Source organism: Rhizobium sp. Root482, from assembly GCF_001426565.1.
GTDB lineage: Bacteria > Pseudomonadota > Alphaproteobacteria > Rhizobiales > Rhizobiaceae > Pararhizobium.
This window is the reverse complement of the sequence record NZ_LMFA01000012.1, coordinates 336,017-360,963: the sequence shown is the minus strand read 5'-3', so window position 1 is coordinate 360,963 and position 24,947 is coordinate 336,017. Positions and strand designations below refer to the sequence as shown.

The following is a 24,947-nucleotide window of genomic DNA, read 5'->3' as shown; positions in this document are numbered from 1 at the left end:
GGCAAACGGCAGGTCATTCGATTCGAATTGACCGAGCGCAAGCGTGCGCCTGGCAAGTGTCTCAGCGGCTGCGGCCGAAGAAACCGCGTTTCTTCTGGACCTCGGCCGTGCCCCGGCCGCTTTCCTGCCGGGCGGCGGGCTGGCGCGGATCGGCGGCGCGGATCGGCGCCAGATAGGGCTGGTGCCCGGCGTCGGCATTTTTCCGTTCGGCGGCGAGCCAGGCGGCGATCTGGGCCATGGCTTCCTCCCGCGTGACACCGGCAAGCAGGGCATCGGCGCGGGTGGCGCCGGCCTGGTGCTCGGCCAGATGCGGATAGAAGCAGGTCAGCACGAAGCGGTTGTCGTCAGGCCCCATGCCAAGCCCGACAAGGGCGGTGGCCATCTGCCGGCCGGATATGTCGAGCAGGATCCGCTCGCCAAGCTCGACCGGCGCGGTCAGGGCGGCGGCAAGGCTCGCGGCGAAGAGATTGGCCTCGGCGGAGCGGGCAAAGCGAACGAGCAGCGCCTCGTTGAGGGGCGATAGCGGCTCAATGGCGGGGATCGAAATTGCCGAAACGGATGGCGCGGCGCGGGCAAGGCGCTTCAGGTCGTCACGCAGTTTTTCCTCGCGCTGCAGCGTCGCTGCCCTTTGGGTTGCCGAAGCCGCTACGATTTCGGGGGCCGGAGCGGTCGGCGGGGCCGTCGAGGAATGGGCCTCCGGCACGAATTGCGCCCAGGGAAGCGCCGGCGAAAGCGGAGGCGGCGAGGCGGCCTCCACGGGCTTCACCGGGGCGGCGGATGTCTGGCGGCGCTCCACCAGGGCATCGACCAGATGGACGGAGAGATTGTCGCGTCGGGCAATCGCATTGGCATGGGCAGGGCCCTGGGCGCGGATGATCTGCAGCAGCGTCTGGTCGTCGATCGAGGTGGAGCGGGTCAGGAAGATCGCGGCGATGGAAATCGGCGCATTGCCGATCTCGAGGGCGACGGATTGCGGCACGTGGCGGCATTGCGAGAGCGCTGCCGCAGCCTGTCGGCGGGCCTCGTCGCTGGAGGCGGAAAACAGCGGTGCGAACAGTTCGGAAAATTGCGTCAGGTCGTTCTTGCGGGGATGGCGCAGGCCTTCGAAACCGGTCACGGTCGCCATCAGGACCACGTCCTTCAACCGCCCTGCCTGCGGCCTTTCCAACTCACGAAATCGGTCCGCCACGCCACTACCCGCCCATACGCAAAACATCTTTGTCCCATTTTCGGACAGCCGTGCGAACGGCCTCCGACGGGACATCGCCACCGGGCTGAAATCTCAAAGAGGCACATCGCCGGCTGTTGCGCGGGCGGCCTCAATATCGTGACGCTAGCGCGCTGAAAACATTGACGCCGATGCAGCGGATGCCGACCTTGCGATTGCAGCCGGATGATGGGAGGAGCCTAGCCTGACGTGGTTAATATTCGGTTTACCCTTCGACCGGCAGATCGGACGATGGCACTTTTCGCGGCAGCCGCGCCGGCTCGCGGCGGGCGGTGTGGGCCGGAGCGGGATTGTCGATGAAACGCGTCGGGCAGTCGTCGGTGATGTCGCAGAGCTGCCGGTCGGCGGCGTCGCCGATCGCGACCAGGATTTCCTCGCGGCTCCAGCCGGTCCGATGAAGTTTTTCCACGATCAGCCGCAGGTCGGGCAGAACGATGCCCGCGCATTGCGCGCGGCGATATTCCATGAGCGACAACGACAAGGGGGTGTGGAACATGCTGCTTTCCCGTCCAGGCGAAACAACGCATGCGTTTGTTTTGTTCTACCTGCCCTCGATCCGGTCCGCGGATGAGAAAACGGGCGGCATGGCCGCCCGTTCGGATTTCAAAGGTTCCGGTCAGCGATTGCAAGCATCGCCGGGAGCACAGCGCGGTTTCAACTGGCTCTTGCCCCTGTTGTTATCGTCCCGCCTTTCACTGCGGTGCTCCTGCCTGTTATTACGCCGATCGTCGTTGCGTTCGCGCCGCTCCATGCGTCGATCATCGCTACGGTCCCGCCGCTCGATTCGCCGGTCGTCGTTGCGGTCGCGTCGCTCGATGCGCTGGCGGTCACGACGGTCATCGCGATCGATGCGCCCGTCATTGTCACGGTCGCGGCGGATCACCCGTTCCTTGTTGCGGTCGCGATGGCGCTCCACCTGATCGCGGCGCGGACGGCGGTCCTCGACGCGGTTGCGGTCGCGATCGTTATTGTCGCGGCGGTAGTAATTGTCGCCCCGGTAGCGGTCGCGGTCGCGGTAGAAGTTGCGGCCGCGATAATGGTTGTCCCAGTAACGGCCGATCTCGAAGGTAACGGTGGGAATGCCGAGCCCGCCGTAGTAATCCGGCTCGATCAGGACCCGCTCCTGGCGGTAATCGACCTGGACGTAATTGCCGGAAACCCAGCCTCGGCCATTGTAGAAGGAGACGTCGCACCAGAAGACATCCGACAGGCAGCCATGGATTTCCACCGGCGTGCCGGCCGGAATGACCGTGACGGCCGGATAGCGGGTGCTGGGACCGGAGCGCATATTGACATTGGCGGTTGAATATCCTTCCGCCGCATTGGCAGCTGCCGCCGGCATGAGAAATGCCACTGCGGCGGCCATGGCCATCAGGGCCTGCCTAAAAACTTTTCTACTATATATCGTCATCATCTTTCATCCCGTTTGCGAGATGCCATTGTCGCGGCATCAGGGTCTCGACCACACTAGGAAATTGTTTTTGTGTCATTTCTGAGATGACACGAATGCGGATAACTGCCGCTGATCGGCCACAACGCGAAAGCTGGCGCGTTCGTTCCATCAGCGGGCATGCATATGAAAAAGCCAGCGCAAAGGCGGCGAGCGACGGACGGGAGCGGGAACCAAAAACAGGCTGATGCGTTGAGAGGGACATTGTAAAAGGAGCCCAGACAATGGTCGAAAAGAAATTCTCAGCCGTGCCGAACCAAGCCGATATCGAAGCGAGCGCCGCCCGCGCCGATCTTGATAACCAGATCAGCGAGTTGCGGGCTGAAATCTCTCGGTTGAGCGAATCCGTTTCGGCGATTGGCAGCGGTGCCAAGGCCGTGGTGACATCGGAAGCGGAAGTGCTGACGGAGCGCCTTCGTGAGCGCATTCGCGAGGAGCCGGTCTCGACGCTGATGGCCATCGCTGGAATTTCCTTCGTCTTCGGCCTGCTTGCGCGCCGCTGATTGCCTGTTCCACCCGGAACGGCGCTCGGTTTCGCATCGCGTCATACGGATTGCAAAAAAAAAGATGGATATGTCCGGGGTGGCCCGGGCAAATCACCGGAGGCCCCCGTCACGAAGCGTAGAGGATTTCCATCGCCAGGATTGGGGTTTTGACGATTAAGGAGCTATTAACTATCCTATGGCTCAATTCAGGGACGGGTGGGTGGTTCGCCGCTGGCCTGTGGTAAATTGCAGACATGGCATGACGCCCGGATTTCCGGGGAAAAGGAGCAGAGAGAAGGGCGCAGATGTTCCAGCCGAAAGGCAGGAAACGCGCCAGCCCGCAAGCGGGCAGGGTGAAATCGGTACCTCGTTCATCCGTCTCAACCAATTTTTGGAGACGAGCATGGCAGACGTCATTCGAATAGAGGACCGCCTCGTGCGGGCACCGCCGAAAACCGGCACGCAGCCAGCCGTTCACGGCGATGCGGTGATCCTTATGTTTACCGGCATCCGCTACGAGCGGCTGGATGACCATCCGGGCGGAAACCCGGCAACACCGCTCCGCAGCAAGTCCAAGAAACACTAGGCTGCCGATCGCATCGACCGGCATTCGGCAGACGCGCGCCCGCCAGCGCCCTCTGCCTGCGGCAACCGGCCTGACGCCGTCCTTGCCCGCCACTCTGGCCTCGTTCCGGCCAAAACGGACGATTTTCCTGATTTTCGCATGTCCTCCCGATTTCTCATATCCTTTTGACGCTTGCCTTCCCGGCACCATCACCGTCGGACCATGACGCCTATCGGCTGAACGGCTCGCAGACCGCCCCGGCCAGGAAATTGCGCACTGTCTCCTCGAAACTGTCCATCGGCGCCAGCGCCCGCAGCACCGCATAGCCCTCCTCCTGCGGCATTTCGACGAGGATGGACTGGGCAAGGCTTTCCGGCGGCGTCTTGCGCAGGTCGATAAGCTGGAGCGGCGTGGCCGCCACCAGATCGAGATTGCCATTGACCGCCGTATGGTCGTTCATGCTGAAGACCTCGTTGGAATTGGCATCGAAGACCGACAGCGACCAGAACGGCACGTCGCCGCGGGCGACGAAGCGCATCGGGCTGGCGGTGACGGAAAAGCCGCAGACGGCGACGCGCAGGAACGGATCCTCGTTGGCAAGCCCGGTCGGGCCGGGCTGGCTGGACAGCGGGAAGAAACTGTCCATCTCGTAGAGGCCGAGCACCCGGCTATAGGCATCCTTGCCGGTGAACTGCGGCAGGGCGAGAATGATGACGATATGCAGCAGGGCGGCGCCGACAAGCCCCAGCAGGACCGCATAGATCACGCTACGCATTGCCGCACCCCGTCCGGACGATCCTCGGCATGGCAAGATCGATCAGGCCGGAGGACCCGGCCGTGGGCGTGTCGAGCAGGGTCAGCACCAGCTTGAACGCGCCTTCGGGGCGGATGGCCAGCCAATTGCCCGGCTTTGCCCGCGGCGAGACATGAATGACGAAGGAACTGTCCGCCTCGCGCAGCACCGTCCAGGCATTGAAGGCATCCGGCAGTTCGGGCCCGGCGCCGATCGGCTGGCCGTCGGCTCCGGCGGCGCGGAGCGTCCAGAAACGGGCGGGCGGCGTCAGGCCGGTGATATCGTAGGAACAAAGCGAGGTGAGCCTGGCGCCGGCCGTGTCCTTGGCGGCGGTGAACTCCAGGCCCTCGGCGCCGCCATAGAGCAGCTTGCCGGCCCGGGCGCGATGCGCCTTGGCATAGGGGTCGGTGTTTTCCGTCTGCGCCTCGGGAAAGGCGACCCAGGGGCCAAGCGCGATCGCCCCGAAGCCGACGGTCGCCTTCAGCGCCGAAACGCTGGCGACGATGCCGACGCCGAAGGCGACGGACAAGGCAAGGGCAACGAGAAGCGGGATGCGGAACAATGGGCTACCGGGGATTTTCAGGGGAATTCGGGGAGGGGATGGGCGAATGGAGATGCTTTTCGTAAGGAGACCTTTCGCCCGGAGACCCCGCAATTAGATGCCTCTCGCCTAGAGCCCTCCCTCTGTCCCTCCGAGACATCTCCCCCTCAAGGGGGGAGATTGACCGAGAGGCCGGTGACCCCATCAATCGCAAAATCATCCCATTTTCGGCGAGACGGCCTTCGCTATCTTCGGTAAGGCGGCCCGTGAGCGATATGATAATCTCCCCCCTTGAGGGGGAGATGTCCCGGAGGGACAGAGGGGGGTGACGGGGCGAGAGGCGCCTTATCGGCATGTCTGCCGGCCCGGGAGAAAAACAAGCGTCAGAGCCCGCCATTGCGGCCTCCCTTGATGATTTCGCCGGTGGGGCGCGGGTCGATCTCGGCGAGCTTGCCGGGCAGGACGGCCGGCAGTTTCAGGGCAGGCGCGGTCGTGAAGCTTTCGCCGATTGCCTTCAGGAGGCGGGTGACCTCGGGCGACAGCGAGCGGGGGCGCACGAGCGGCGGCAGCGCATTTTCGCCGGCCTGACCCGCGGCGACTTCCTTGTTCTTCTTCGCGTTCGGGCCCGGCAGCGGGTTTTCGATGCCGGGGATCGCGCGGTGCTCGATGCCCTGCTCGGCATAGTCCATCAGCCGCTTGAAGGTCATGGCCGGCAGCGAGCCGCCGGTCATGTTGTTGGTGGAGGTATAGTCGTCGTTGCCGAACCAGACGGCGGTGGTGTAATCGCCGGTGAAGCCGACGAACCAGGCATCGCGATAGGCCTGGGTGGTGCCGGTCTTGCCGCCGGTGACGATGCCGTTGTCGAGCGCGGCGCGCCGGGCGGTGCCGATCACCGGAATCTGCGTCAGCATCTGGTTCATGCTGGCATTGGCCTTCTCGCTGACGACGCGTTTCGCCGGCGGCGCATCGCGGTTGAAATCATAGAGGATATCGCCGTCGTAGTTGAGGATCTGGCTGATACCGTGGCGGCGCGACTGCATGCCGCCGGCCGGGAAGACCGCATAGGCCGTCGCCTGGTCCAGCACGGTGACCTCGGAGGTGCCGAGCGGCATGGTCTTGTCGGTGCGGATGGGGGTTTCGATGCCCATTTTCTTTGCCGTTTCGGCGATGATCTCGGTGCCGAGCTCGTCCTTGGCAAGCCGCACCGGCACGGTGTTGATCGACTTGGCGATGGCGGTCAGCATGGTCACCCGGCCGGAATAGCTGCGGGCGTAATTCTGCGGCGACCAGCCGCGCCAGGTGATCGGCGCGTCGCTGATGACGGAGCTTGGCGTAAAGCCCTTTTCCATGGCCGCCGTATAGGTATAGACCTTGAAGGAGGAGCCCGGCTGGCGCAGCGCCCTGGTGGCGCGGTTGAACTGGCTTTCGCCATAATCCCGGCCGCCGACCATGGCACGCACCGCGCCGCCGTTTTCGACCATCACCATGGCGCCCTGCTTGACCTGGTAGCTCTCGCCATATTGGCGAAGGCTGGATTCGATGGATTCCTCGGCCGCCTGCTGCAGGCCCGTGTCGATGGTTGTGCGCACCACCAGGGAATGCTGGGCGAAGGGAGCGGCGAGGCGCTGGACCTCCTCGAAGGCCCAGTCGAGGAAATAATCGGGCGAGCGGACCTCTGCCCTGTCGACCACGGTGGCGGGGTTGAGGCGGGCGGCGATCACCTGGCCTTCAGTCATCATTCCGCCCTGGACGAGATTGGTCAGGACCTCGTTGGCGCGGGCGCGGGCGGCCGGCAGATTGACATGCGGCGCATAGCGCGCCGGCGCCTTGAACAGGCCGGCGAGCATGGCGCTTTCGGCCAGGTTGATATCGGTGATGTCCTTGCCGAAATAGAACTGCGATGCGGCGGCCGCCCCGAACGTGCCGCCGCCCATATAGGCGCGATCGAGATAGAGGCGCAGGATTTCCTTCTTCGACAGGTTGCTTTCCAGCCAGACGGCGAGAAAAGCCTCCTTGATCTTGCGCTCGATGGTGCGCTCGTTCGACAGGAACAGGTTCTTGGCCAGCTGCTGGGTAAGCGTCGAGCCGCCCTGGACGACGCCGCCGGCGCGGGCATTCTCGGTCATCGCCCGCGACAGGCCGAGGAAATCGATGCCGTAGTGATCGAAGAAGCGGCGGTCCTCGGTGGCAAGCACCGCCTTGATCAGCGTATCGGGCAATTCGTCGATCGGCACGGAATCTTCATGGATGATGCCGCGATGGCCGATCTCGTTGCCGTAGCGATCGAGAAAGGTGACGGCGAAATCGCCCTGTGCCCGCCAATTGCCCTTGGTTTCCTCGAAGGCCGGCAGCGCCAGCGCCAGAAGCAGCACGGAGCCGGCCGTGCCCCAGGTCATCGCCTCGCCGAGCACTTCGAACAGCGCCTTCTTCCAGCCACGCACGGAAAAGCGGCGGGAAAAGATGGTGATGTCCTCCCACCAGACCCCCAGGCGGAACCCGGCATTCCAGACGGTCGAGTCGATCCAGCTGTCGATACGCAGCAGGATATGGCGCTTCCTCGGGGCGTTCTCGGCCTCTGGCCGGATATCGTCCTGGTTGGGTTCCTGCACTTGGCCTCGTCCTGACAGCTTGCTGCGCCCGCCGATATTTGCATGGCGCGGGTTTCCATTCTACGCCGATATGGCTAAGGAGCCTTAAAAAACCGGCAATCTCCTGTAGACTTGTCGCATAAATCCAACAGATGGAAGAACCGGCCCATGGGCGAGCAGCCCTTCTGGAAAACCAAATCGCTGGCCGAGATGAGCAGCGTCGAGTGGGAGAGCCTCTGCGACGGCTGCGGGCTCTGCTGTCTCAACAAGCTGGAAGACTGGGACACCGGCGAGATCGCCTGGACCAATATCGGCTGCACGCTCTTGGACGGCGATACATGCCGCTGCAAGGACTATCCGAACCGGCAGGCGACGGTGCCGGACTGCATTCAGCTGACGCCGGGCGAGGTGGCGACGCTGAGCTGGCTGCCGCCGACCTGCGGCTACCGGCTGGTGCGCGACAAGCATGATCTCTACTGGTGGCATCCGCTGGTCTCGGGCGATCCCGAAACCGTGCATGCGGCCGGCATTTCGGCACGCGGGCGCACGGTCAGCGAGGACGAGATCGACGTCGAGGATTTCGAGGATTACCTGGTGACCTGGCCGCTCTTCGTGGGCGGCGAGGAACAGCGGTAGGCAGGCGAGGGGTCAGGGCGCGGATGCCGGCGGCTGTCCCTGTGTCCTGGCAAACGTTTTCGGCGCGACATTGCGCCAGGCGGTTTCCATCAGGTTGTCGATGATATCCTCGTCGGCATCGCAGAAATAGATCGAGGTCCAGCCCTTTTCACCCCAGCCGCCGGGCACGGCGGCGCAGATGCAGGGCTCGTTTTCGATCAGCATCTTCTGCTGGTCGGGCGTGAACTTGAAGACGGCGCGGCCGGCCTCGGGCAGCGACATGAAGATGCGCTTGCCGACGCGGAAATCGCGCTTGCCGAAATGGGCGCTTTCAATGGCGCCCGGCAGGCTGAGCGCCCGCCTTTCCAGGTCCTCGGTTCTCATCACGAAAGTGTAACACGGGGCGTGATTTGCGCAATGGAGAGAAAATTATCCTGATATAGGAAAATAATCCTTGACGGCGTCACGGTCCTTTGGTAGGGTTATGGCACAGTCGGAAAAGTGGGTGAAGCGGGATGCTTTGGCGGGAGCCGGAGTGTTTGCGATGGCCTTCGGCCCCCTCATCCGGCGCGTTGCGCCACCTTCTCCCCGATGGGGAGAAGAGGGAGGATGCCGCGTTTTAACGCGTATCCTGCCTTTCTGCGCCGGAATTTTTAAGGATTTTGTCATGTCTGATCTGGATTTCGACCCGGCGCTGTTTGGCCTGTGGCCGAAGGCGGCGGTTTATGGCGAGCGGTCGTCTGACGAGGATGGGGCGCTGGAGGATATGGCCCGGCGCGTGATCCTCGACACCAAGGCGGAGGTTTTCTCGCCGCTCGACAGTCTGCAGGACATGCTGAACGAAATGACCAGGGAATTGCGCGAGCAGATGCAGCAGTTCCAGCGGCTGCGCAAGGCGGCCGAGGAGAAGATGGCGCTGGTAGAAGAGGAGATCGACCGCAAGGCGATCCAGGCCGATGCCAAGGCCAGCATCGAGGCGATGTCGGTGATCGTGCGCACGCTGGAAAAGATCGATGGCCTGCAAAGGACGATTGCCCATGACCGGCAGGTGCTGGCCGAGCAGGACTTCGACGAGGTGGCTTACGAAAAACTTCAGGCGGAATTCAATGATCGAATTGAAAGCCGAGCACAGGATATTGCCCGTGAGCGCGAACAACAGCGAGCGAGAGAGACTGCTGCCGAAAACGCCGAGGCGGAGTGTTCTTTTGCCGAGCGAACCGTCGGCGACGCCCAATCCAGCGGACCGTCGTGAGCGGACCCGGGCGAGGACTTTGATGGAAGCGAAGGGCGAGATCGAAGCGTTTCGCGACACGGAAATGGACTGGCTGCTCGATGCGCACAGCAAGACTCAACTCTTGCTGAAGCAAGTCGGGGCCAGTCTGCACGGAGATGATCGGGTATCGACCTCTACCATGGAGGATTTTGATAAAGGCAGCGAAGTTCCGGTTCAGGGCTGCGAAAGCGGTACGTCGCCAAACGTCTCAGCGGGCAATCGGGCCCCCCAGGTATCAGGATCGGTTATCGGCGCAGAGGGGGCCGGCCTCGTTGGTCGACATCAAGACGCAAGCGTACCATCCGGTGATGCTGAAGCAATCAGGAAGGACGGCGCTGCAAGGCTGTCCCGCCTCCTTGGTACCTGGAGCAATACGCGCCGCCTCGAACAAAGGCCGCCGGAAGGCGACTGGCGGGTGTGGCTGCTGATGGGCGGGCGCGGTTCCGGCAAGACACGGGCCGGGGCCGAGTGGGTGCAGGAACTGGCTGCGGGCAAAGGCGCGCGGCCGGGACTGAGGATCGCGCTGGTGGCTGAAACGCTGGGCGATGCGCGCGAGGTAATGATCGACGGCGTTTCCGGCATCTGCCGGATTGCCCGGTTCAACCGGCCGGTTTTCGAGGCCTCGCGCCGAAGGCTGGTCTGGCCGAACGGCACGGTGGCGCAGATATTTTCCTCGGAAGATCCGGAAAGCCTGCGCGGGCCGCAATTCGACTATGCCTGGTGCGACGAACTCGCGAAGTGGAAACATGGGCAGGAGACGTTCGACATGCTGCAGTTTGCGCTGCGGCTCGGCGAGGCGCCGCGGGCGCTGGTGACGACGACGCCGCGGCCGGTGCCGGTGCTGAAGGCGCTGATCGCCGATCCCGGCACGGTGGTGCGGCGGATCCGCACCGGTGACAATGCCGGCAATCTCTCGCCGGGTTTCCTCGACCAGATGGCGCAGCGCTATGGCGGCACGCGGCTGGGGCGGCAGGAACTGGACGGCGAGATGATCGAGGATCGCGACGACGCGCTGTGGTCGCGCGCTGCGATCGAGGGGCTGAAACTGCGCGATGCCGGGCCGCTCGGCCGCATTGCCGTGGCGGTGGACCCGCCCTCCGGCTCCGGTGGCCAGTCCTGTTGCGGCATCATCGTCGCCGGGCTCGACCGGATGGGGCGCGGCGTCGTTCTGGCCGATTGCTCGGTGGAGGGCGCAAGCCCGGCGGGATGGGCAAGCGCGGTGGTCAGGGCCTACCGCCGCTTCGACGCTGACCGCATCGTCGCCGAGGTCAACCAGGGCGGCGACATGGTTTCGGCGGTGCTGAAGGGCATAGACGCGCAATTGCCGATAACTTCGGTCAGGGCATCGCGCGGCAAATGGCTGCGCGCCGAACCGGTGGCAGCGCTCTACGAGCAGGGCCGGGTGGTACATGCCGGATCGTTTCCGGCGCTCGAGGACCAGATGTGCGATTTTGGGCCGGACGGCCTGTCGTCCGGCCGTTCGCCGGACCGGCTGGACGCGCTGGTCTGGGCGCTGACGGCGCTGATGCTGGACGGCGGCGGCGAGCCGAGGGTGCGGGGAATCTGACGGCGTTTTTCGAGCGGGTGGTTGTGGGCGGGTGGTTGCGAGTGCGCGGCGGTTTCGACGCCGGCCGCCCCCTCATCCGGCCCTTCGGGCCACCTTCTCCCCGAGGGGAGAAGGGAGCAGGCCGCTCATTTGCGCGGCGTGGTCAGGGACGGTTTCGGGGCTTCGGGCGCGCTTTCGCGGATCTGGCGCCATTCGCTTTCGAACCGCTCGAACAGGGTCTGGGATATCTGCGGGTTGGGCATGCAATCCTCCGTGCAATCTTCAAGACCGTCATAAACGCTGGCGGACGAGAAAGGTTCCGACGCGCGGATAAATCAGTTGGCGATGTCCTGGCTGTTTGGCCGCTTCGGCGCGCTGGCGGCCTGAAGGCGCATCTGCTGCCATTCCTGTTCGATCCGGTCGAGCAGGGGCTGGGGTATGGTCGAACGGTCGGTCCCGGTCTGGATCTTGTTATCGGTCTGCATCTCGATCCTCCTCATCAAGGGCGATGTCATATCGCAGCGGCTAGGTGTCACATCTTAAAGCCAAAGTAAATCAGCGCGTTAAGCGGGTTAAACGATTGAAATTCGTTAAATCGATTAGAGTTCGATATTTTTTTTGGGGTCTTCCGGCGCGGAGGAAACGGCAATGACGATCGACCGGGCAATCCTCTTTCGCGGTGTGCGGCAAACGCTTTTCAGCGGCCTCTTGAGGCAGCACCAGGTGGAGGGCATGACGGCGCTTCTCGACCTCTGGGAGGCAAGGCTGCCGGCCGGCGATCCCCGCTGGCTCGCCTACATGCTGGCGACGGCGCATCACGAGACCGGCGCGACGATGCAGCCGGTGCGCGAGACATTTGCTTCGAGCGACGACCGGGCGATCGCCATTCTGGACGCCGCCTTCCGGCGCGGCAGGCTGCCGTGGGTCTCGACCCCCTATTGGCGGCGCGATGCCGACGGCAAGTCCTGGCTGGGGCGCGGGCTGGTGCAACTGACCCACAGGGCCAATTACGCAAGGATGGCCGAGATTACCGGCATCGACCTTGTGGCGCATCCGGAGCGGGCGATGGAGCTTGCGGTGGCGGCCGAGATTCTCGTCGTCGGGATGAAGAAGGGAAGTTTTACCGGCCGCAAGCTGGCAGGCTCCTTTTGCGGATTGCGGGAAGACTGGCTGGGGGCGCGGCGGATCATCAACGGCCGCGACCGGGCCGCCAAGGTGGCGGGCCATGGCCGGCTCTATCTGGCGGCCTTGCGGCTTGCCGGCGATCTTCAGGCAAAGGCCGATCGGTCCGTTGCCTGAGCGCGGCATGCCGAACGATGCCGGGAATATTGTGGCCTCAGATTGCCTCATCCGGCCTGTCGGCCACCTTCTCCCCGCAAGCGGGAGAAGGGACAAACACAAGCTCCGAACTCGCGTTTCGGCGAGACGGTCGGCTATTCCGTTTCAGACCGCACCTGACGGTGCCTGCGAGGATATCATGAGACATCCGTTTCGCCTGCCGTGGCGCCGCCCGGGGGAAAGCCAGATTTCGCGCGAGACCAAGACGGCGCAGGGTTTCGTCGCCATTGCGCAGGAGGGCCGCGCGCACTGGACCAGCCGCTCCTATGCCGCCCTTTCGCGGGAAGGGTTCATGCGCAACCCGGTGGCGCACCGGGCGGTGCGGCTGATTTCGGAAACGGCCGCCGCCGTGCCGCTGCTCGCCTATCAGGGCAGCGAGGAGAGAAGCGAGCATCCGGTGCTTGCGCTTATGGCGCGGCCGAACGGACGCATGGCGGGGCAGGATTTCCTGGAAACGCTCTACGGCCATCTGCTGCTTTCCGGCAATGCCTATGTCGACGCGGCGGAGATCGGCGGCGAGACGCGCGAACTGCATCTGCTGAGGCCCGATCGTATCCGCATTCTCGAGGGACGCGACGGCTGGCCGGCGGCCTATGAATACCGGGTGGGCAACCATGCGCGGCGGATTTCGGCGGGCGAGGAGGGGCTTCTGCATCTGCGGCTGTTTCACCCGCTCGACGATCATCTCGGCTTTCCGCCGCTGGCGGCCGCGCAGACGGCGCTCGATCTTTCCAATGCGGCGGCGACCTGGAACAAGGCGCTGCTCGACAATTCGGCCCGGCCTTCGGGCGCGCTGGTCTACCAGCCGAAGGAGGGCGGCAATCTTTCCGCCGATCAGTACGACCGGCTGAAGACCGAGCTCGACGAGGGCTATTCCGGGCCGATGCGGGCGGGGCGGCCGCTGCTTCTCGAGGGCGGGCTCGACTGGAAGGCGATGGGGCTCTCGCCGAGAGACATGGATTTCGTCGAGGCGAAGAACGGCGCCGCGCGCGATGTGGCACTTGCCTTCGGCGTGCCGCCGATGCTGATCGGCATTCCCGGCGACAATACCTATGCCAATTACCAGGAGGCCAACCGGGCGCTCTATAGACTGACCGTGCTGCCGCTGGTCTCGCGCACCGCCGCCTCGCTTTCGGCCTGGCTCTCGATCCGGTTCGGCGAGGCGCTGAAACTGGTGCCGGACCTCGACCAGGTGAGCGGCCTCTCCGGCGAGCGCAGCGAAATCTGGGCGCGCATCAAGGACGCGGATTTCCTGACCGACGAGGAGAAGCGGCAGGCGGTGGGCTATTGAGGAAGCCGGATATTATGGTATTTTGTTATACGGCGTATGACAAAGGAGCCCCAGCATGACCAAGGTCACTCTATCCGATCCGATCGCCCTGCGCCTGCCGGTCGATGTCCTGGCGGATATAGAAAAGATTGCCGCGACGGCGGACCGGACCCGAAGCTGGGTGATGGTCAGGGCGCTGCGGTATTATCTTCTCAATGAAGGCGCGGAGATATTGGAAATTGCCGAAGGGCTGGAGGATGCCAAACACGGCAGGCTCCATGATCTCGAGGACGTCCTCACCGAACTGGAGCGCCTCGCCAGAGACGATGCTGCCTGATGAAGGTGCGCTTTTCCGAACGGGCGCTTGCCTATCTGAGATCAGAGCAAACCTATCTGGGTCGTTTCGACCGCAGAGCCGCAAGGGCGACGGCCCAACAGATCAGGAAGGCCGCGCAGCTCATCAGTGACTATCCCCAGGCCGGCCAGGCGATCGCGATGGCGCCGGGTGTACGCCGCTATGTGTCGGCACCCTACCACATCGACTATATCGAGCGGGACGGCACGATTATCGTCATCGCCATTCGGCATGGACGGCAAAGTCCCCGTGGCGTCAGCGAGAGCGACGATCAGAGTTTCGAAGACTGATCATCATCTTTTCAATGGGTTGGCGCGCGATCCCGATGTGGTCGCCCCGGCATTGACCGAAAACTTCAACTGACCGATTCAATCTCTGAACGCCGCCCTGCAAGCGATTCAAAAGATTCGAGGAATCCCGGTGCCTGACCTTGCGTGAGGCGCTGCCTGACCCTGCGCGAGACGGCTGCGGGTGCGCCAGGCTTTATCAAATCCCACAATAGCATCAAGGGCTTAACAAATGGCTGATTTTGGCAATGACCCCGGCCTCTGGGCCGTCAAGGGCATCGGCTCGGCTGCGGGTGCCGCCGTATCGCTTGTCTACATGCTGCCCAGGGGCAGGCGGGAGGCGGGTTCGCGCTTCTTCACCGGCCTGATTTGCGGGCTGATCTTCGGCGGGCCGGCAGGCCTCTGGATCGTCGCGAGGCTCGGCATCGGCGGCAGCCTTTCCGGCGCCGAAGTGATGCTGACCGGTTCCGCCGCCGCCAGCCTTTCGGCCTGGTGGGTGCTGGGTGCGATGGTGCGGGTGGCGGAGCGGTATGGGCGGGGGAAGAGCGGAGTGAGTAGGCAGTAGGCAGTAGGCCGTAGCAAGGGTCCGTGGCGGAGCAATTGTCGCGTGACCAGCTGCTCGTGGATATCGACCGCTGTTGCCGCTGTTGCCGCAACGATCCTCATTACCTGCTTCTACTCACTACTCACTACTCACTACTCCCTACCGCCTACCGCCTACTGCCTACCGCCTACTGCCTACCCCCTCAATTTGGAGCACCACCATGACGACTGACGGCTTGCCTGTCTGGCGGACGAAGAAGTTTGCCAATCTGACGCTTTCGGGCGTGACCGGGGAGGGTCGGTTTTCGGGCTATGCCAGCGTCTTCGGCGAGGTCGATCTCGGCAAGGATGCGATCGCGCCCGGCGCCTTTGCCCAATCGCTGGCGCGGCGCGGTGCCGGCGGCGTGCGCATGCTGTTCCAGCATGATCCGGGCGAGCCTCTGGGGGCCTGGAAGACCATTCGCGAGGATGCGCGCGGGCTCTATGTCGAGGGCCTGCTTTCGCCCGGCGTGGCGCGCGCCCGGGAGGTGCACATGCTGATGAAGGCCGGTGCGCTCGACGGGCTGTCGATCGGTTTCCAGACCGTCAAGGCAAGGACCGACGGCAAGACCGGCGTGCGCCGGATCCTCGAGGCCGATCTGTGGGAAATCTCGATCGTCACCTTTCCGATGCTGCCATCGGCGCGGGTTTCGAACGTCAAGCATGCGCGGTTCTTCCGCGACAAGGAAACGGAGCTCGTGCGCAGCATGCGGCGGGCGGCCCGGATGATGAAGCTCTGACAACTCTGAAAACCCTGAAAACAAGGACATGCCGATGACCGACATGAACAGCGTGGCACCCGAAATCAAGACGGTGCCGGAGACGATGACCGCCGCCTTCGAGGATTTCATGGGCGCCTTCGAGGCGTTCAAGGAAACCAATAACCGGCGGCTGGGCGAGCTTGAGAGCAAGCTGACGGCGGACGTGGTGACCCGCGACAAGATGGACCGCATCTCGCGCGCCATGGACGAGCAGAAGCGGCTGATCGACCAGATGGCGCTGAAGAAGGCGCGGCCGGCGCTGGGAAAAAGCGACGAGGCGAGCCTGGAGACGGTGGAGCACAAGGCCGCCTTCGAGGCCTATATCCGCAAGGGCGACGAACAGGCGTTGCGCGAACTGGAGGCCAAGGCCTTTTCGATCGGCTCCTCCAGCGATGGCGGCTATCTGGTACCGAACGAGACGGACAGCGAGATCGGCCGGCGCCTTTCGGTGGTTTCGCCGATCCGGGCCATGGCGAGCGTGCGCCAAGTTTCCGGTGCGGTGCTGAAGAAGCCGTTTGCGCTTTCGGGCATGGCGACCGGCTGGGTGGCGGAGACGGCGGCGCGGCCGCAGACGACGACGCCACAGCTGGCCGAACTTTCCTTCCCGACCATGGAACTCTATGCCATGCCGGCGGCAACGGCGGCACTGCTTGACGATGCGGCGGTCGATATCGAGAACTGGATCGCGTCCGAAGTGGACATCGCCTTTGGCGAGCAGGAAGGCACGGCCTTTGTTTCCGGCGACGGGACCAACAAGCCGAAGGGATTTTTGAGCTACACCAATGTGGCTGAAAGCGCCTGGAGCTGGGGCAATATCGGCTATATCGCCACGGGTGCCAGTGGCGCCTTCAAGGCGAGCGGGCCTTCCGACACGCTGATCGACGCGATCTATGCGCTGAAGGCCGGGCACCGGCAGGCGGCAAGCTTCGTGATGAACCGCAAGACGCAGGCCGAGATCCGCAAGTTCAAGGATGCCGACGGCAATTATCTCTGGCGGCCGCCGGCGGTTGCCGGGCAGCAGGCGTCGCTGATGGGCTTTCCGATCGCCGAGGCCGAGGACATGCCGGATATTGCCGCAAACAGCATGGCGATCGCGTTCGGAAATTTCGCCGCCGGCTATCTGGTCGTCGACCGAACCGGGGTGCGGGTGCTGCGCGATCCCTATTCCGCCAAGCCCTATGTGCTGTTTTACACCACCAAGCGGGTGGGCGGCGGGGTGCAAAATTTCGAGGCTATCAAGCTGATCAAATTTTCGGCATCTTGAAAACGGCCCCGACAGCCCTCTCTCAAGGGAGTCGAGTTCGTGCCGGCGGTTCTCCCTGCCGCCTGCACGAGGGCGGACGCGGGCTCCCTCCCTCCGCGTCCGCCCATATCTAGCCATTCGACGGAGATCTCCATGACCATCACCGAACTGACGCCGCCCACCGGCGAGCCGCTGACGCTTGCCGAGGCGAAGGCGCATCTGCGCATCGACCACAGTGCCGAGGACGCGCTGGTGACGGACCTGATCCGCTGCGTGCGCGAGTACCTGGAGCGGGAGACGGGGCTGGCGCTGCTGACCCGCCGTTTCAGGCTCTATCTCGACGACTGGCCATGTTCGCGGGCGATCCTGATTTCCAAGGGACCGGTGCAGGCGATCGAGGCGGTGACGGTCTATGCCGAGGACGGAACGCCTGAGGATGTGGATGCGAGCGGTTTCGTGCTCGACGGGCAGGCGCGCCCGGCGCGGCTGATCCTGCCGTTCAGGCCACTGGCGGCGGCGGCGGCCATGACGCGGGAAGACATTCATTTGCCATTCAGACTGTATCGTCTATTAAAACGACATTGCCTCCCACGTCGAAAGTGCGTTTATGTCCTCACCCTTGATCATAGCAACGCTTGCAGCGGGTCTCTCCGGATTCTCGCCGCCGGTGATTGATGTGCCATCACTGGTTGTCAACATCGACGGTGACTGTGGTGCCGCCGCCGCCCAGGTGGTGGCCAAGACCGGGGGCGAACTGCTTTCGGCGCAGCCGACTGCCGACGGCAAATGCGTCGTGACCGTGCTCATTCCCGGCAATGGCGGCCGCCCCAAGAAGGTGACGGTGCGGGTGCCGATGTGACGGCCCGCCAACATTCCGAGCGAAACTGTTCTTTGTGCGGGCCGAATAGGCTATGCAATGAGTCTCACGCGGACGCGTGACGGTCTGTCCGGCTGGACGGATCCTGCCGAAGGAAGAAGGGTTGCCGATGCGCATTCTGGTCGTCGAAGACGATGTCAATCTCAACCGCCAGCTCACGGACACGCTGAAGGAAGCAGGTTATGTCGTCGACCAGGCTTTCGACGGCGAGGAAGGCCATTATCTCGGCGAGGGCGAACCTTATGACGCGGTGATCCTGGACATCGGTCTGCCGGTGATCGATGGGGTGACCGTGCTCGAAAAATGGCGCGGGGCGGGCAAGGTGATGCCGGTGCTGATTCTGACCGCGCGCGATCGCTGGAGCGACAAGGTGGCGGGTATCGACGCCGGCGCCGACGATTATGTGACGAAACCTTTCCATGTCGAGGAAGTGCTGGCGCGCATTCGCGCGCTCATCCGCCGCGCCGCCGGTCATGCCAGTTCCGAGATCGTCTGCGGGCCTGTCAGGCTCGATACCAAGGGGTCGAAGGCCATGGTCGACGGCGTGCCGCTCAAATTGACCTCCCACGAATTCCGGCTGCTTTCCTACCTGATGCACCATATGGGCCAGGTCGTGTCGCGCACCGAACTGGTCGAGCATATGTACGACCAGGACTTCGACCGCGATTCCAATACGATCGAGGTTTTTGTCGGACGGCTGCGCAAGAAGATCGGCAACGACCTGATCGAAACCGTGCGCGGGCTCGGATATCGCATGCAGGCGCCGGGCACGGCGGACAAGGACGCGAAATCCTGAACGGGGACGGGCATGGGCGAAGCCGGCACGGGACAAATGTTGCGATCGATGCCGGTGCGGCCGGCCCATGGCTGGGCGGCGGCCGGTCATCCGCGCTCTGACGGGGTGCGCGGATGAAACTCGCCCCGCGATCGCTGACGGCGCGTGTTCTTCTGGTTTCCACCATCTGGGCGGTGGCGGCGCTGGTGGTGATCGGCGTGGTGATCTCGACGCTCTATCGGCAGGGATCGGAGCGCGGCTTCCAGGACCTTTTGCGCGCCCAGCTCTACAACGTCATCAATTCCGTTATCGTCAATGACGAGACGGTGCTGGCCGGAAGCCCGCAACTGGGAGACCTGCGGTTCTCGCAGCCGCAGACGGGCTGGTACTGGATCGTCGAGCCGATCGGCGAATTCGATACGCCGCCGCTGGTCTCGACCTCTCTCGGCTCCGGCAAGCTGCCGATCGTCAGCATTGACGAAGTTCCCTTCGACATTCGCTACGAGCGCTTCTACACGACGGTCGATTCCTTCAACAACGAGGTGGAAGTCGCCGAAACGGAGGTGGTGCTCGACATCCAGGGGCACACGGCCCGCTTCCGGGTTGCGGGTAACCGCGACGTACTGGAGGCCGATATCAACGACTTCAACCGCAACCTCTACCTGGCACTGGCGATCTTCGGTTTTGGCGGGCTCGGCATGAATGCGCTGGCCATCCTGTTTGGTCTCAGGCCCCTCGACCAGGCGCGGCGGTCGCTGGAAAAGATCCGCGGCGGCGAAAGCGAACGGCTGGACGGCGAATTTCCCCGCGAAATCCAGCCGCTGGCGAGCGAGGTCAACGCGTTGATCGACAGCAACCGCCGGATCATCGAGCGGGCGCGCATGCAGGTCGGCAACCTCGCCCATTCGCTGAAGACGCCGATCGCCGTCCTGATCAATGAGGCACGGGTTCTGGAAGCGCCGCATGGTGACCTGGTCAAGGCGCAGGCCGATGCGATGCAGATGCAGGTGCAATCCTATCTCAACCGGGCCCGCATTGCCGCCCAGCGCGAATCGGTGCTGGCGCGCGCCGAAGTGGAGCCGGTGCTCGAGCGGCTGGTGCGGGTGATGCGCCGGCTGCATCCGGACAAGACTTTCCTCCTGACCGTATCGCCGCCCGGCCTGGTTCTCGCCATGGAACAGCAGGATGTCGAGGAGACGATCGGCAACCTCCTCGACAATGCGGCCCGCTATGCGAGAAACGAGGTTCACGTCACCGCTCATGTGGCCCCCGAGGGCATGCAGGGCAGGGATCCCGGGCGACGCAACTGGATCATGATCGAGGTGGACGACGACGGGCCGGGGTTGGAGCCGGAGCAGATCGCCGTTGCCGTCAAGCGGGGCAGGCGGCTCGATGAAAGCAAGCCCGGCACCGGGCTCGGTCTTTCGATCGTCAGCGAGATCGCCGGCGAATATCAGGGCTTGCTCGAACTGTCGCGCAATGCGCGGGGCGGATTGACGGCAATGATCCTGCTGCCGGCTGTCTCTTGATGGGAACGCTTCGGCGAGCGTGACTTTTTTGACAGGGTCGCGGGCTAAATCGCCGGCCGGCCCGGCTTTTTGCACTGCGGTATTGCCTGCCCCTGTCGGGAGTGTAAAAAGATAGCCAGCCATGGACTAGGCATGAGGCCGCCATGGTTGCCGACAGAACGAACATTGCGAGAGCTGCCCCGCTTATGACCAACAAGGCCCGTTCCATGCCGGTTTCCATCCCCCACATAGCCGCCCCGCTGCTCGTCCTTTCGCTGGCACTCAGCGGTTGCGGCACGACGGCGCGCGACGGCGGCAAGGGCGGCCAGACGATCAACTCGGCATCCTACATTGCCGCTCTCGGCGGCGGCGTCATCGGACGCACGCCCGGGCTTTCGATCAGCAAGGGCGACCGCCAGCGGGCGCTGGAGGCGGAATACCGCGCTCTGGAAGCAGCCCGCAGCGGCCAGCCGGTGGTGTGGCAAGGGGCCGGCATTACCGGCTCGGTCGTGGCGGCCGCTCCCTATCAGGTCGGTTCGCAGAATTGCCGCCAGTACAGCCATACGGTGACGGTCAAGGGCCAGGAGAGCGTCGCGCGCGGCGCGGCCTGCCGTAACCCGAACGGCACCTGGACGCCGCTGACCTGATCACGGCCTGATCATCTCTCGATCCCGGCATGGCCCCTGCCATCCGCTGCATTGCGGCCAAATGCCTCAATTTTCCGTCATTTTCCCTTTTCCGATTGGAATGGCGTGCCGCCCATAGTAATTGAGCGCACATGCTGTTCTGGATTCTTGTCGCCACCCTCACGGCGGCCGTCGCCGCTGTCCTGCTGCTTCCCCTGCTGCGCGCGCCAGCCGGCGGCGTGGCTCCGCAATCCCATGATGCCGAGGTCTATCGCGATCAGCTCGATGAATTGAAGCGCGACGAGACCAACGGGGTGATTTCCGGCGCGGACGCGGCCCTTGCGCGCGCCGAAGTGGCGCGCCGCCTGCTTGCGGCGACGGACGCGATAAAAGCGGCCGGACCGGTGGCGCCGGCGTCACGGAGCAACCGGCTGGCGCAGCTTGCGATCATCCTCGTCCTGCCCGCCATAGGCTTGGGCCTCTATCTGCGCACGGGACATCCCGATGTGCCCGATGCACCGCTGGCAGCACGACTGGCAAATCCCGGCGACGACATGAATATCCTGATCGCGCGGGCGGAACGTCATCTGGTCGATAATCCGCAAGACGGTGCCGGCTGGGACGTGTTGGCTCCGATCTACTATCGCGGCGGCCGGCTCGAGGAAGCAGCTGCGGCCTATGAGAACGCCGCGCGGCTCCTCGGCGCGACCCCGGCGCGCCTGGGCGGCTATGCTGAAAGCCTGATCGCGCTGTCGGGCGGGATCGTGACGAACGAGGCACAGGCCGCGCTCAGGAAATCGCTGACGATCGAGCCGGACGATCCCCGCGCCAGCTTCTATCTCGCCCTTGCCATGAAGCAGGAGGGCAAGACGCCTGAGGCACTTGCGGCATTCGGCGAAATCGTCAGGACGTCTCCGGCCGGGGCGCCCTGGCTGCCGCTCGTCAACGAGCATATTGCAAGCCTCGGCGGCAAGACGGCCCAGGGGGCTGGCCAGGCACTGCCGGGACACCCGAGCGGCGAGGATATCGCCGCCGCAAGCGAGATGAGTGCAGGCGACCGTACCGCGATGATCGAGGGCATGGTCGGCAGCCTCGCCGAAAAGCTGAAGCAGGATCCCAAGAATTTCGAAGGATGGATGCGCATCATCCGCTCCTATGCGGTGCTGGGGCGCACCGATATGGCGACCGCCGCGGTGAAACAGAGCCTAGCCGCTTTCCCCGCCGGCGGGAAAGAAGGGCAGCAACTGCTGGCGCTGGCCGGGGAACTGGGGCTTGAAGCCGATGGAGACGTGAAGTGACCCGCAAACAGAAGCGTCTGGCAATCATTGGCGGCGGCGTGAGTTTTCTCATCGCGGCCGTGCTTCTGGTGATGTTCGCCTTCAGCCAGTCGGTTGCCTATTTCTACGTGCCCGGCGATCTCGCCAAGGCGGACCTGGCGCCGGGAACCCGCATCAGGCTGGGCGGGCTGGTCGAGACCGGAACGGTCAAGCGCGGCGACGGACGGACCATCACCTTCAGTGTCACCGATACGCTGGATCGCGTGCCGGTGCGCTATACGGGTATCTTGCCCGACCTGTTCCGCGAAGGTCAGGGCGTCGTCGCCGAAGGTGCTTTCGATGCGCAAAGTGCCGTCTTCGTCGCCGATACGGTTCTTGCCAAGCACGATGAGACCTATATGCCCAAGGACGTGGCGGACCGGCTGGCGGAGCAGGGCGTCTCGCTCGGCGGCAAGGAGACCATCCGATGATCGTCGAGCTTGGCCATTATGCACTGGTGCTGGCGCTTGCGACCTCGCTTTTGCAGGCGGCACTGCCGCTCGCCGGCGCGCTTCGCGGCGACCGGGCGCTGATGGAAATCGGTACGATCGCGGCGAAGGCGACATTCCTTCTGGTCGCCTTGTCCTTCTGCGCCTTGACCTATGCGCATGTGACCTCGGATTTTTCCGTCCAGAATGTCTGGGAGAATTCGCATTCGCAGATTCCGCTGATCTACAAATATTCCGGCGTCTGGGGCAATCATGAAGGCTCGATGCTGCTCTGGGTTTTGATCCTCACCTTCTTTTCGGCCCTGGTCGCGCTGTTCGGAAACAATCTGCCGGAGACGCTGAAGGCCAATGTGCTTTCTATCCAGGCGATGATCACCGCGGCCTTTGCCCTGTTCATCCTGATGACCTCCAACCCCTTCAACCGGCTCTTGAATGCGCCGGGCGAGGGCAAGGATCTCAATCCGGTACTGCAGGACATCGGTCTCGCCATCCATCCGCCGCTGCTCTATCTCGGTTATGTCGGATTTTCCGTCTGTTTCTCCTTCGCCATCGCGGCGCTGATCGAGGGGCGCATCGACGCCGCCTGGGCGCGCTGGGTGCGACCATGGGCGCTTGCCGCCTGGACCTGCCTGACGGCCGGCATCGCCATGGGCTCCTACTGGGCCTATTACGAACTCGGCTGGGGCGGCTGGTGGTTCTGGGATCCGGTCGAGAACGCCTCCTTCATTCCCTGGCTTGCCGGGACGGCGCTGTTGCATTCGGCACTGGTGATGGAAAAGCGGGAAGCGCTGAAGATCTGGACCGTGCTGCTCGCGATCATGACCTTCTCGATGTCGCTTCTAGGAACCTTCCTGGTGCGGTCCGGCGTGCTGACCTCGGTCCACGCCTTCGCCACCGATCCGACGCGTGGCGTCTTCATCCTGATCATCCTCATTCTCTTCATCGGTGGCGCGCTGTCGCTGTTTGCCCTTCGCGCCGCGCGGCTGAAGGCGGGCGGGCTGTTCGCGCCGATCTCGCGCGAAGGCGCGCTCGTTCTCAACAATCTTATCCTGACGACGGCCGCAGCGACGGTGCTGACCGGCACGCTCTATCCGCTTGCGCTGGAGGCGCTGACCGGCGCGAAGATTTCCGTCGGCGCCCCTTTCTTCAACATGACCTTCGGTTTGCTGATGCTGCCGCTGTTGCTGGCCGTGCCCTTCGGCCCGCTTCTGGCCTGGAAGCGCGGCGATCTGCCGGGAGCCGCACAAAGACTGTTTGCGGCCGTCGCTTTCGGCCTCGTCGTCGGCTGTGTGGTCTACTACGCGCAGAATGGCGGGCCGATCCTGGCTGCGCTCGGCATCGCGCTCGGCGCCTATATGATCCTCGGTTCGATGATGGAGCTTTTCTTGCGCTCCGGGCTCGGCAAGGTGGCAGCCGGCGTTGCATGGCGGCGCCTGTCGGGCCTGCCGCGCTCGGTGTTTGGTACGGCGCTTGCGCATATCGGGCTTGGCGTCACCCTGATCGGCATCGTCGCGGTCACGGCCTTCGAGACTGAGCATATCATCGAGATGAAGCCGGGAATGACGGCGGAGGCCGGCGGCTACAGCCTGCGCTTCGAGGGATTGCGCAAAGGCAATGGCGCGAACTATAGCGAGGAAGTCGGGCATTTCATCGTCAGTGGCGATGGTGTTGCGATGGGGGATATCACATCCTCGAAGCGGATTTATACCGCAAGGCGGATGCCCACCACGGAAGCGGGCATCAGGACATTCGGGCTGAGCCAGCTTTATGTTTCGCTTGGCGATGACATGGCCGATGGCGGGATCGTGGTACGGGTCTGGTGGAAGCCGATGATCCTGTGCATCTGGGGCGGGGCCCTGTTCATGATGGCCGGCGGCCTTGTTTCGCTCAGCGACCGACGCTTGCGCATCGGCGCGCCCACGCGATCGAAGAAGCCGAAGCCGGTTCTGGAGCCGGCGCAATGATCCGGCGGAGCCTGCTGATCCTCGCGATGCTGGCCTGTGCCTGGCCGGCATTCGCCGTCAATCCCGACGAGGTGCTGGCCGATCCGGCGCTCGAGGCAAGGGCGCGCGCGCTCTCGGCGCAACTGCGCTGCATGGTGTGCCAGAACCAGTCGATCGACGATTCCAATGCCGAGCTTGCCAAGGACCTGCGCCTGCTCGTGCGCGAGCGGTTGGAGAATGGCGACAGCGACGACGCCGTCATCGACTATGTCGTGTCGCGCTATGGCGAATTCGTCCTGCTCAAGCCGCGCTTCGAGACGAAGACGCTGATCCTCTGGGGTGCGCCCCTGCTGCTGTTTCTTGCCGGTGCATCGGTCATGGTGGTTTCGGCGCGAAGGAGGACCGGCAAGGAGGTTGGAACCAACCTCACACCGGAGGAACAGGCGCGGCTGGATGCGGTACTTTCGGAAGATGAGCAGAGCCGGCGGTAGCCAGGCGGCCACCGGCGTTCAACATTACCAAAGTTTCATTTA

At 63.9% G+C, this 24,947-nt stretch carries 29 protein-coding genes; 21 read left to right on the top strand and 8 right to left on the bottom strand.

What is annotated here, in order from left to right:
* Positions 1-61 precede the first annotated feature (61 nt).
* The 3 genes from ASD31_RS09710 to ASD31_RS09700 all read right to left on the bottom strand — a co-directional run bounded on the left by ASD31_RS09710 (position 62) and on the right by ASD31_RS09700 (position 2,600).
* Positions 62-1,216, bottom strand: a complete 1,155-nt coding sequence (locus tag ASD31_RS09710) for a DUF2336 domain-containing protein (RefSeq protein ID WP_056332272.1) — start codon at positions 1,214-1,216, stop codon at positions 62-64.
* A 217-nt stretch (positions 1,217-1,433) separates the two neighbouring features.
* Positions 1,434-1,724 (bottom strand): hypothetical protein, encoded by a 291-nt coding sequence (locus tag ASD31_RS09705; protein WP_056332270.1) that lies wholly within the window; start codon positions 1,722-1,724, stop codon positions 1,434-1,436.
* A 120-nt stretch (positions 1,725-1,844) separates the two neighbouring features.
* Complete coding sequence (locus ASD31_RS09700; RefSeq protein WP_056332269.1) at positions 1,845-2,600, bottom strand: SH3 domain-containing protein; 756 nt, start codon at positions 2,598-2,600, stop codon at positions 1,845-1,847.
* Positions 2,601-2,902: 302 nt separating this feature from the next.
* Here ASD31_RS09700 and ASD31_RS09695 point away from each other — a divergent pair, with 302 nt between their 5' ends.
* Positions 2,903-3,181, top strand: coding sequence for a hypothetical protein (locus ASD31_RS09695; RefSeq protein WP_056332267.1), 279 nt, complete (start codon positions 2,903-2,905; stop codon positions 3,179-3,181).
* A gap of 385 nt (positions 3,182-3,566) precedes the next feature.
* Positions 3,567-3,749 carry a hypothetical protein gene (locus tag ASD31_RS09690; RefSeq protein WP_082520495.1) on the top strand — a complete coding sequence of 61 codons (183 nt, stop codon included), beginning with the start codon at positions 3,567-3,569 and terminating at the stop codon, positions 3,747-3,749.
* A 208-nt stretch (positions 3,750-3,957) separates the two neighbouring features.
* On the opposite strand, the gene ASD31_RS09685 is transcribed toward ASD31_RS09690, so the two are convergent.
* The 3 genes from ASD31_RS09685 to ASD31_RS09675 form a co-directional block, all read right to left on the bottom strand.
* Positions 3,958-4,503 carry a hypothetical protein gene (locus ASD31_RS09685; RefSeq protein ID WP_056332265.1) on the bottom strand — a complete coding sequence of 182 codons (546 nt, stop codon included), beginning with the start codon at positions 4,501-4,503 and terminating at the stop codon, positions 3,958-3,960.
* Positions 4,496-5,083, bottom strand: a complete 588-nt coding sequence (locus ASD31_RS09680; protein ID WP_056332262.1) for a DUF1214 domain-containing protein — start codon at positions 5,081-5,083, stop codon at positions 4,496-4,498. The genes ASD31_RS09685 and ASD31_RS09680 overlap by 8 nt, the downstream gene beginning before the upstream one ends.
* 362 nt (positions 5,084-5,445) lie before the next feature.
* Entirely contained in the window at positions 5,446-7,671 is a 2,226-nt protein-coding gene (locus ASD31_RS09675; RefSeq protein WP_056332260.1) for a transglycosylase domain-containing protein, read from the bottom strand.
* A 147-nt stretch (positions 7,672-7,818) separates the two neighbouring features.
* Here ASD31_RS09675 and ASD31_RS09670 point away from each other — a divergent pair, with 147 nt between their 5' ends.
* A complete protein-coding gene (locus ASD31_RS09670; RefSeq protein WP_056332259.1) occupies positions 7,819-8,286 on the top strand; it encodes a YcgN family cysteine cluster protein in 468 nt (155 codons plus the stop codon).
* A gap of 12 nt (positions 8,287-8,298) precedes the next feature.
* Here the strand turns inward: ASD31_RS09670 and ASD31_RS09665 are convergent, their stop codons facing one another.
* Positions 8,299-8,649: an MmcQ/YjbR family DNA-binding protein gene (locus ASD31_RS09665; protein ID WP_056332257.1), complete on the bottom strand. Its 351-nt coding sequence runs from the start codon at positions 8,647-8,649 to the stop codon at positions 8,299-8,301.
* 100 nt (positions 8,650-8,749) lie between these two features.
* Here ASD31_RS09665 and ASD31_RS09660 point away from each other — a divergent pair, with 100 nt between their 5' ends.
* Together ASD31_RS09660 and ASD31_RS09655 are read left to right on the top strand one after the other, a co-directional pair.
* Entirely contained in the window at positions 8,750-9,517 is a 768-nt protein-coding gene (locus ASD31_RS09660; protein ID WP_156392577.1) for a hypothetical protein, read from the top strand.
* A 22-nt stretch (positions 9,518-9,539) separates the two neighbouring features.
* On the top strand, positions 9,540-11,105 hold the full coding sequence (locus tag ASD31_RS09655) for a DNA-packaging protein (protein WP_244483800.1): 1,566 nt from the start codon (positions 9,540-9,542) through the stop codon (positions 11,103-11,105).
* 314 nt (positions 11,106-11,419) lie between these two features.
* Here ASD31_RS09655 and ASD31_RS25905 read toward each other — a convergent pair whose 3' ends face one another.
* Positions 11,420-11,569, bottom strand: a complete 150-nt coding sequence (locus ASD31_RS25905; RefSeq protein ID WP_156392576.1) for a hypothetical protein — start codon at positions 11,567-11,569, stop codon at positions 11,420-11,422.
* A gap of 163 nt (positions 11,570-11,732) precedes the next feature.
* Here ASD31_RS25905 and ASD31_RS09650 point away from each other — a divergent pair, with 163 nt between their 5' ends.
* The 16 genes from ASD31_RS09650 (at position 11,733) to ASD31_RS09575 (ending at position 24,905) form a co-directional block, all read left to right on the top strand.
* Complete coding sequence (locus ASD31_RS09650) at positions 11,733-12,383, top strand: hypothetical protein (protein WP_056332252.1); 651 nt, start codon at positions 11,733-11,735, stop codon at positions 12,381-12,383.
* 178 nt (positions 12,384-12,561) lie between these two features.
* Positions 12,562-13,713: a phage portal protein gene (locus ASD31_RS09645; RefSeq protein WP_056332250.1), complete on the top strand. Its 1,152-nt coding sequence runs from the start codon at positions 12,562-12,564 to the stop codon at positions 13,711-13,713.
* 55 nt (positions 13,714-13,768) lie between these two features.
* Entirely contained in the window at positions 13,769-14,029 is a 261-nt protein-coding gene (locus ASD31_RS09640) for a CopG family ribbon-helix-helix protein (RefSeq protein ID WP_056332248.1), read from the top strand.
* Positions 14,029-14,337 (top strand): type II toxin-antitoxin system RelE/ParE family toxin, encoded by a 309-nt coding sequence (locus ASD31_RS09635; protein ID WP_056332246.1) that lies wholly within the window; start codon positions 14,029-14,031, stop codon positions 14,335-14,337. The genes ASD31_RS09640 and ASD31_RS09635 overlap by 1 nt, the downstream gene beginning before the upstream one ends.
* Before the next feature lie 229 nt (positions 14,338-14,566).
* Positions 14,567-14,899 (top strand): DUF6107 family protein, encoded by a 333-nt coding sequence (locus ASD31_RS09630; RefSeq protein ID WP_056332245.1) that lies wholly within the window; start codon positions 14,567-14,569, stop codon positions 14,897-14,899.
* Positions 14,900-15,098: 199 nt separating this feature from the next.
* Positions 15,099-15,656, top strand: coding sequence for an HK97 family phage prohead protease (locus ASD31_RS09625; protein ID WP_156392575.1), 558 nt, complete (start codon positions 15,099-15,101; stop codon positions 15,654-15,656).
* Positions 15,657-15,690: 34 nt separating this feature from the next.
* Positions 15,691-16,941 carry a phage major capsid protein gene (locus tag ASD31_RS09620; RefSeq protein ID WP_056333163.1) on the top strand — a complete coding sequence of 417 codons (1,251 nt, stop codon included), beginning with the start codon at positions 15,691-15,693 and terminating at the stop codon, positions 16,939-16,941.
* Between the two features lie 132 nt (positions 16,942-17,073).
* On the top strand, positions 17,074-17,595 hold the full coding sequence (locus ASD31_RS09615; RefSeq protein WP_082520494.1) for a head-tail connector protein: 522 nt from the start codon (positions 17,074-17,076) through the stop codon (positions 17,593-17,595).
* Entirely contained in the window at positions 17,528-17,779 is a 252-nt protein-coding gene (locus tag ASD31_RS09610; protein ID WP_056332243.1) for a hypothetical protein, read from the top strand. Before ASD31_RS09615 ends, ASD31_RS09610 begins: the two co-directional genes overlap by 68 nt.
* Positions 17,780-17,906: 127 nt before the next feature.
* Positions 17,907-18,593 (top strand): response regulator transcription factor, encoded by a 687-nt coding sequence (locus ASD31_RS09605; RefSeq protein WP_056332241.1) that lies wholly within the window; start codon positions 17,907-17,909, stop codon positions 18,591-18,593.
* Between the two features lie 113 nt (positions 18,594-18,706).
* Complete coding sequence (locus tag ASD31_RS09600; protein ID WP_056332239.1) at positions 18,707-20,101, top strand: ATP-binding protein; 1,395 nt, start codon at positions 18,707-18,709, stop codon at positions 20,099-20,101.
* Between the two features lie 206 nt (positions 20,102-20,307).
* Complete coding sequence (locus ASD31_RS09595; RefSeq protein WP_056333160.1) at positions 20,308-20,727, top strand: hypothetical protein; 420 nt, start codon at positions 20,308-20,310, stop codon at positions 20,725-20,727.
* 131 nt (positions 20,728-20,858) lie between these two features.
* Positions 20,859-22,004 (top strand): c-type cytochrome biogenesis protein CcmI, encoded by a 1,146-nt coding sequence (ccmI, locus tag ASD31_RS09590; protein WP_056332237.1) that lies wholly within the window; start codon positions 20,859-20,861, stop codon positions 22,002-22,004.
* Positions 22,001-22,453: a cytochrome c maturation protein CcmE gene (gene ccmE / locus ASD31_RS09585; RefSeq protein ID WP_056332234.1), complete on the top strand. Its 453-nt coding sequence runs from the start codon at positions 22,001-22,003 to the stop codon at positions 22,451-22,453. The genes ccmI and ccmE overlap by 4 nt, the downstream gene beginning before the upstream one ends.
* A complete protein-coding gene (locus ASD31_RS09580; protein WP_056332232.1) occupies positions 22,450-24,435 on the top strand; it encodes a heme lyase CcmF/NrfE family subunit in 1,986 nt (661 codons plus the stop codon). Before ccmE ends, ASD31_RS09580 begins: the two co-directional genes overlap by 4 nt.
* Positions 24,432-24,905 (top strand): cytochrome c-type biogenesis protein CcmH, encoded by a 474-nt coding sequence (locus ASD31_RS09575; RefSeq protein WP_056332230.1) that lies wholly within the window; start codon positions 24,432-24,434, stop codon positions 24,903-24,905. The genes ASD31_RS09580 and ASD31_RS09575 overlap by 4 nt, the downstream gene beginning before the upstream one ends.
* The last annotated feature ends 42 nt before the right edge of the window (positions 24,906-24,947 follow it).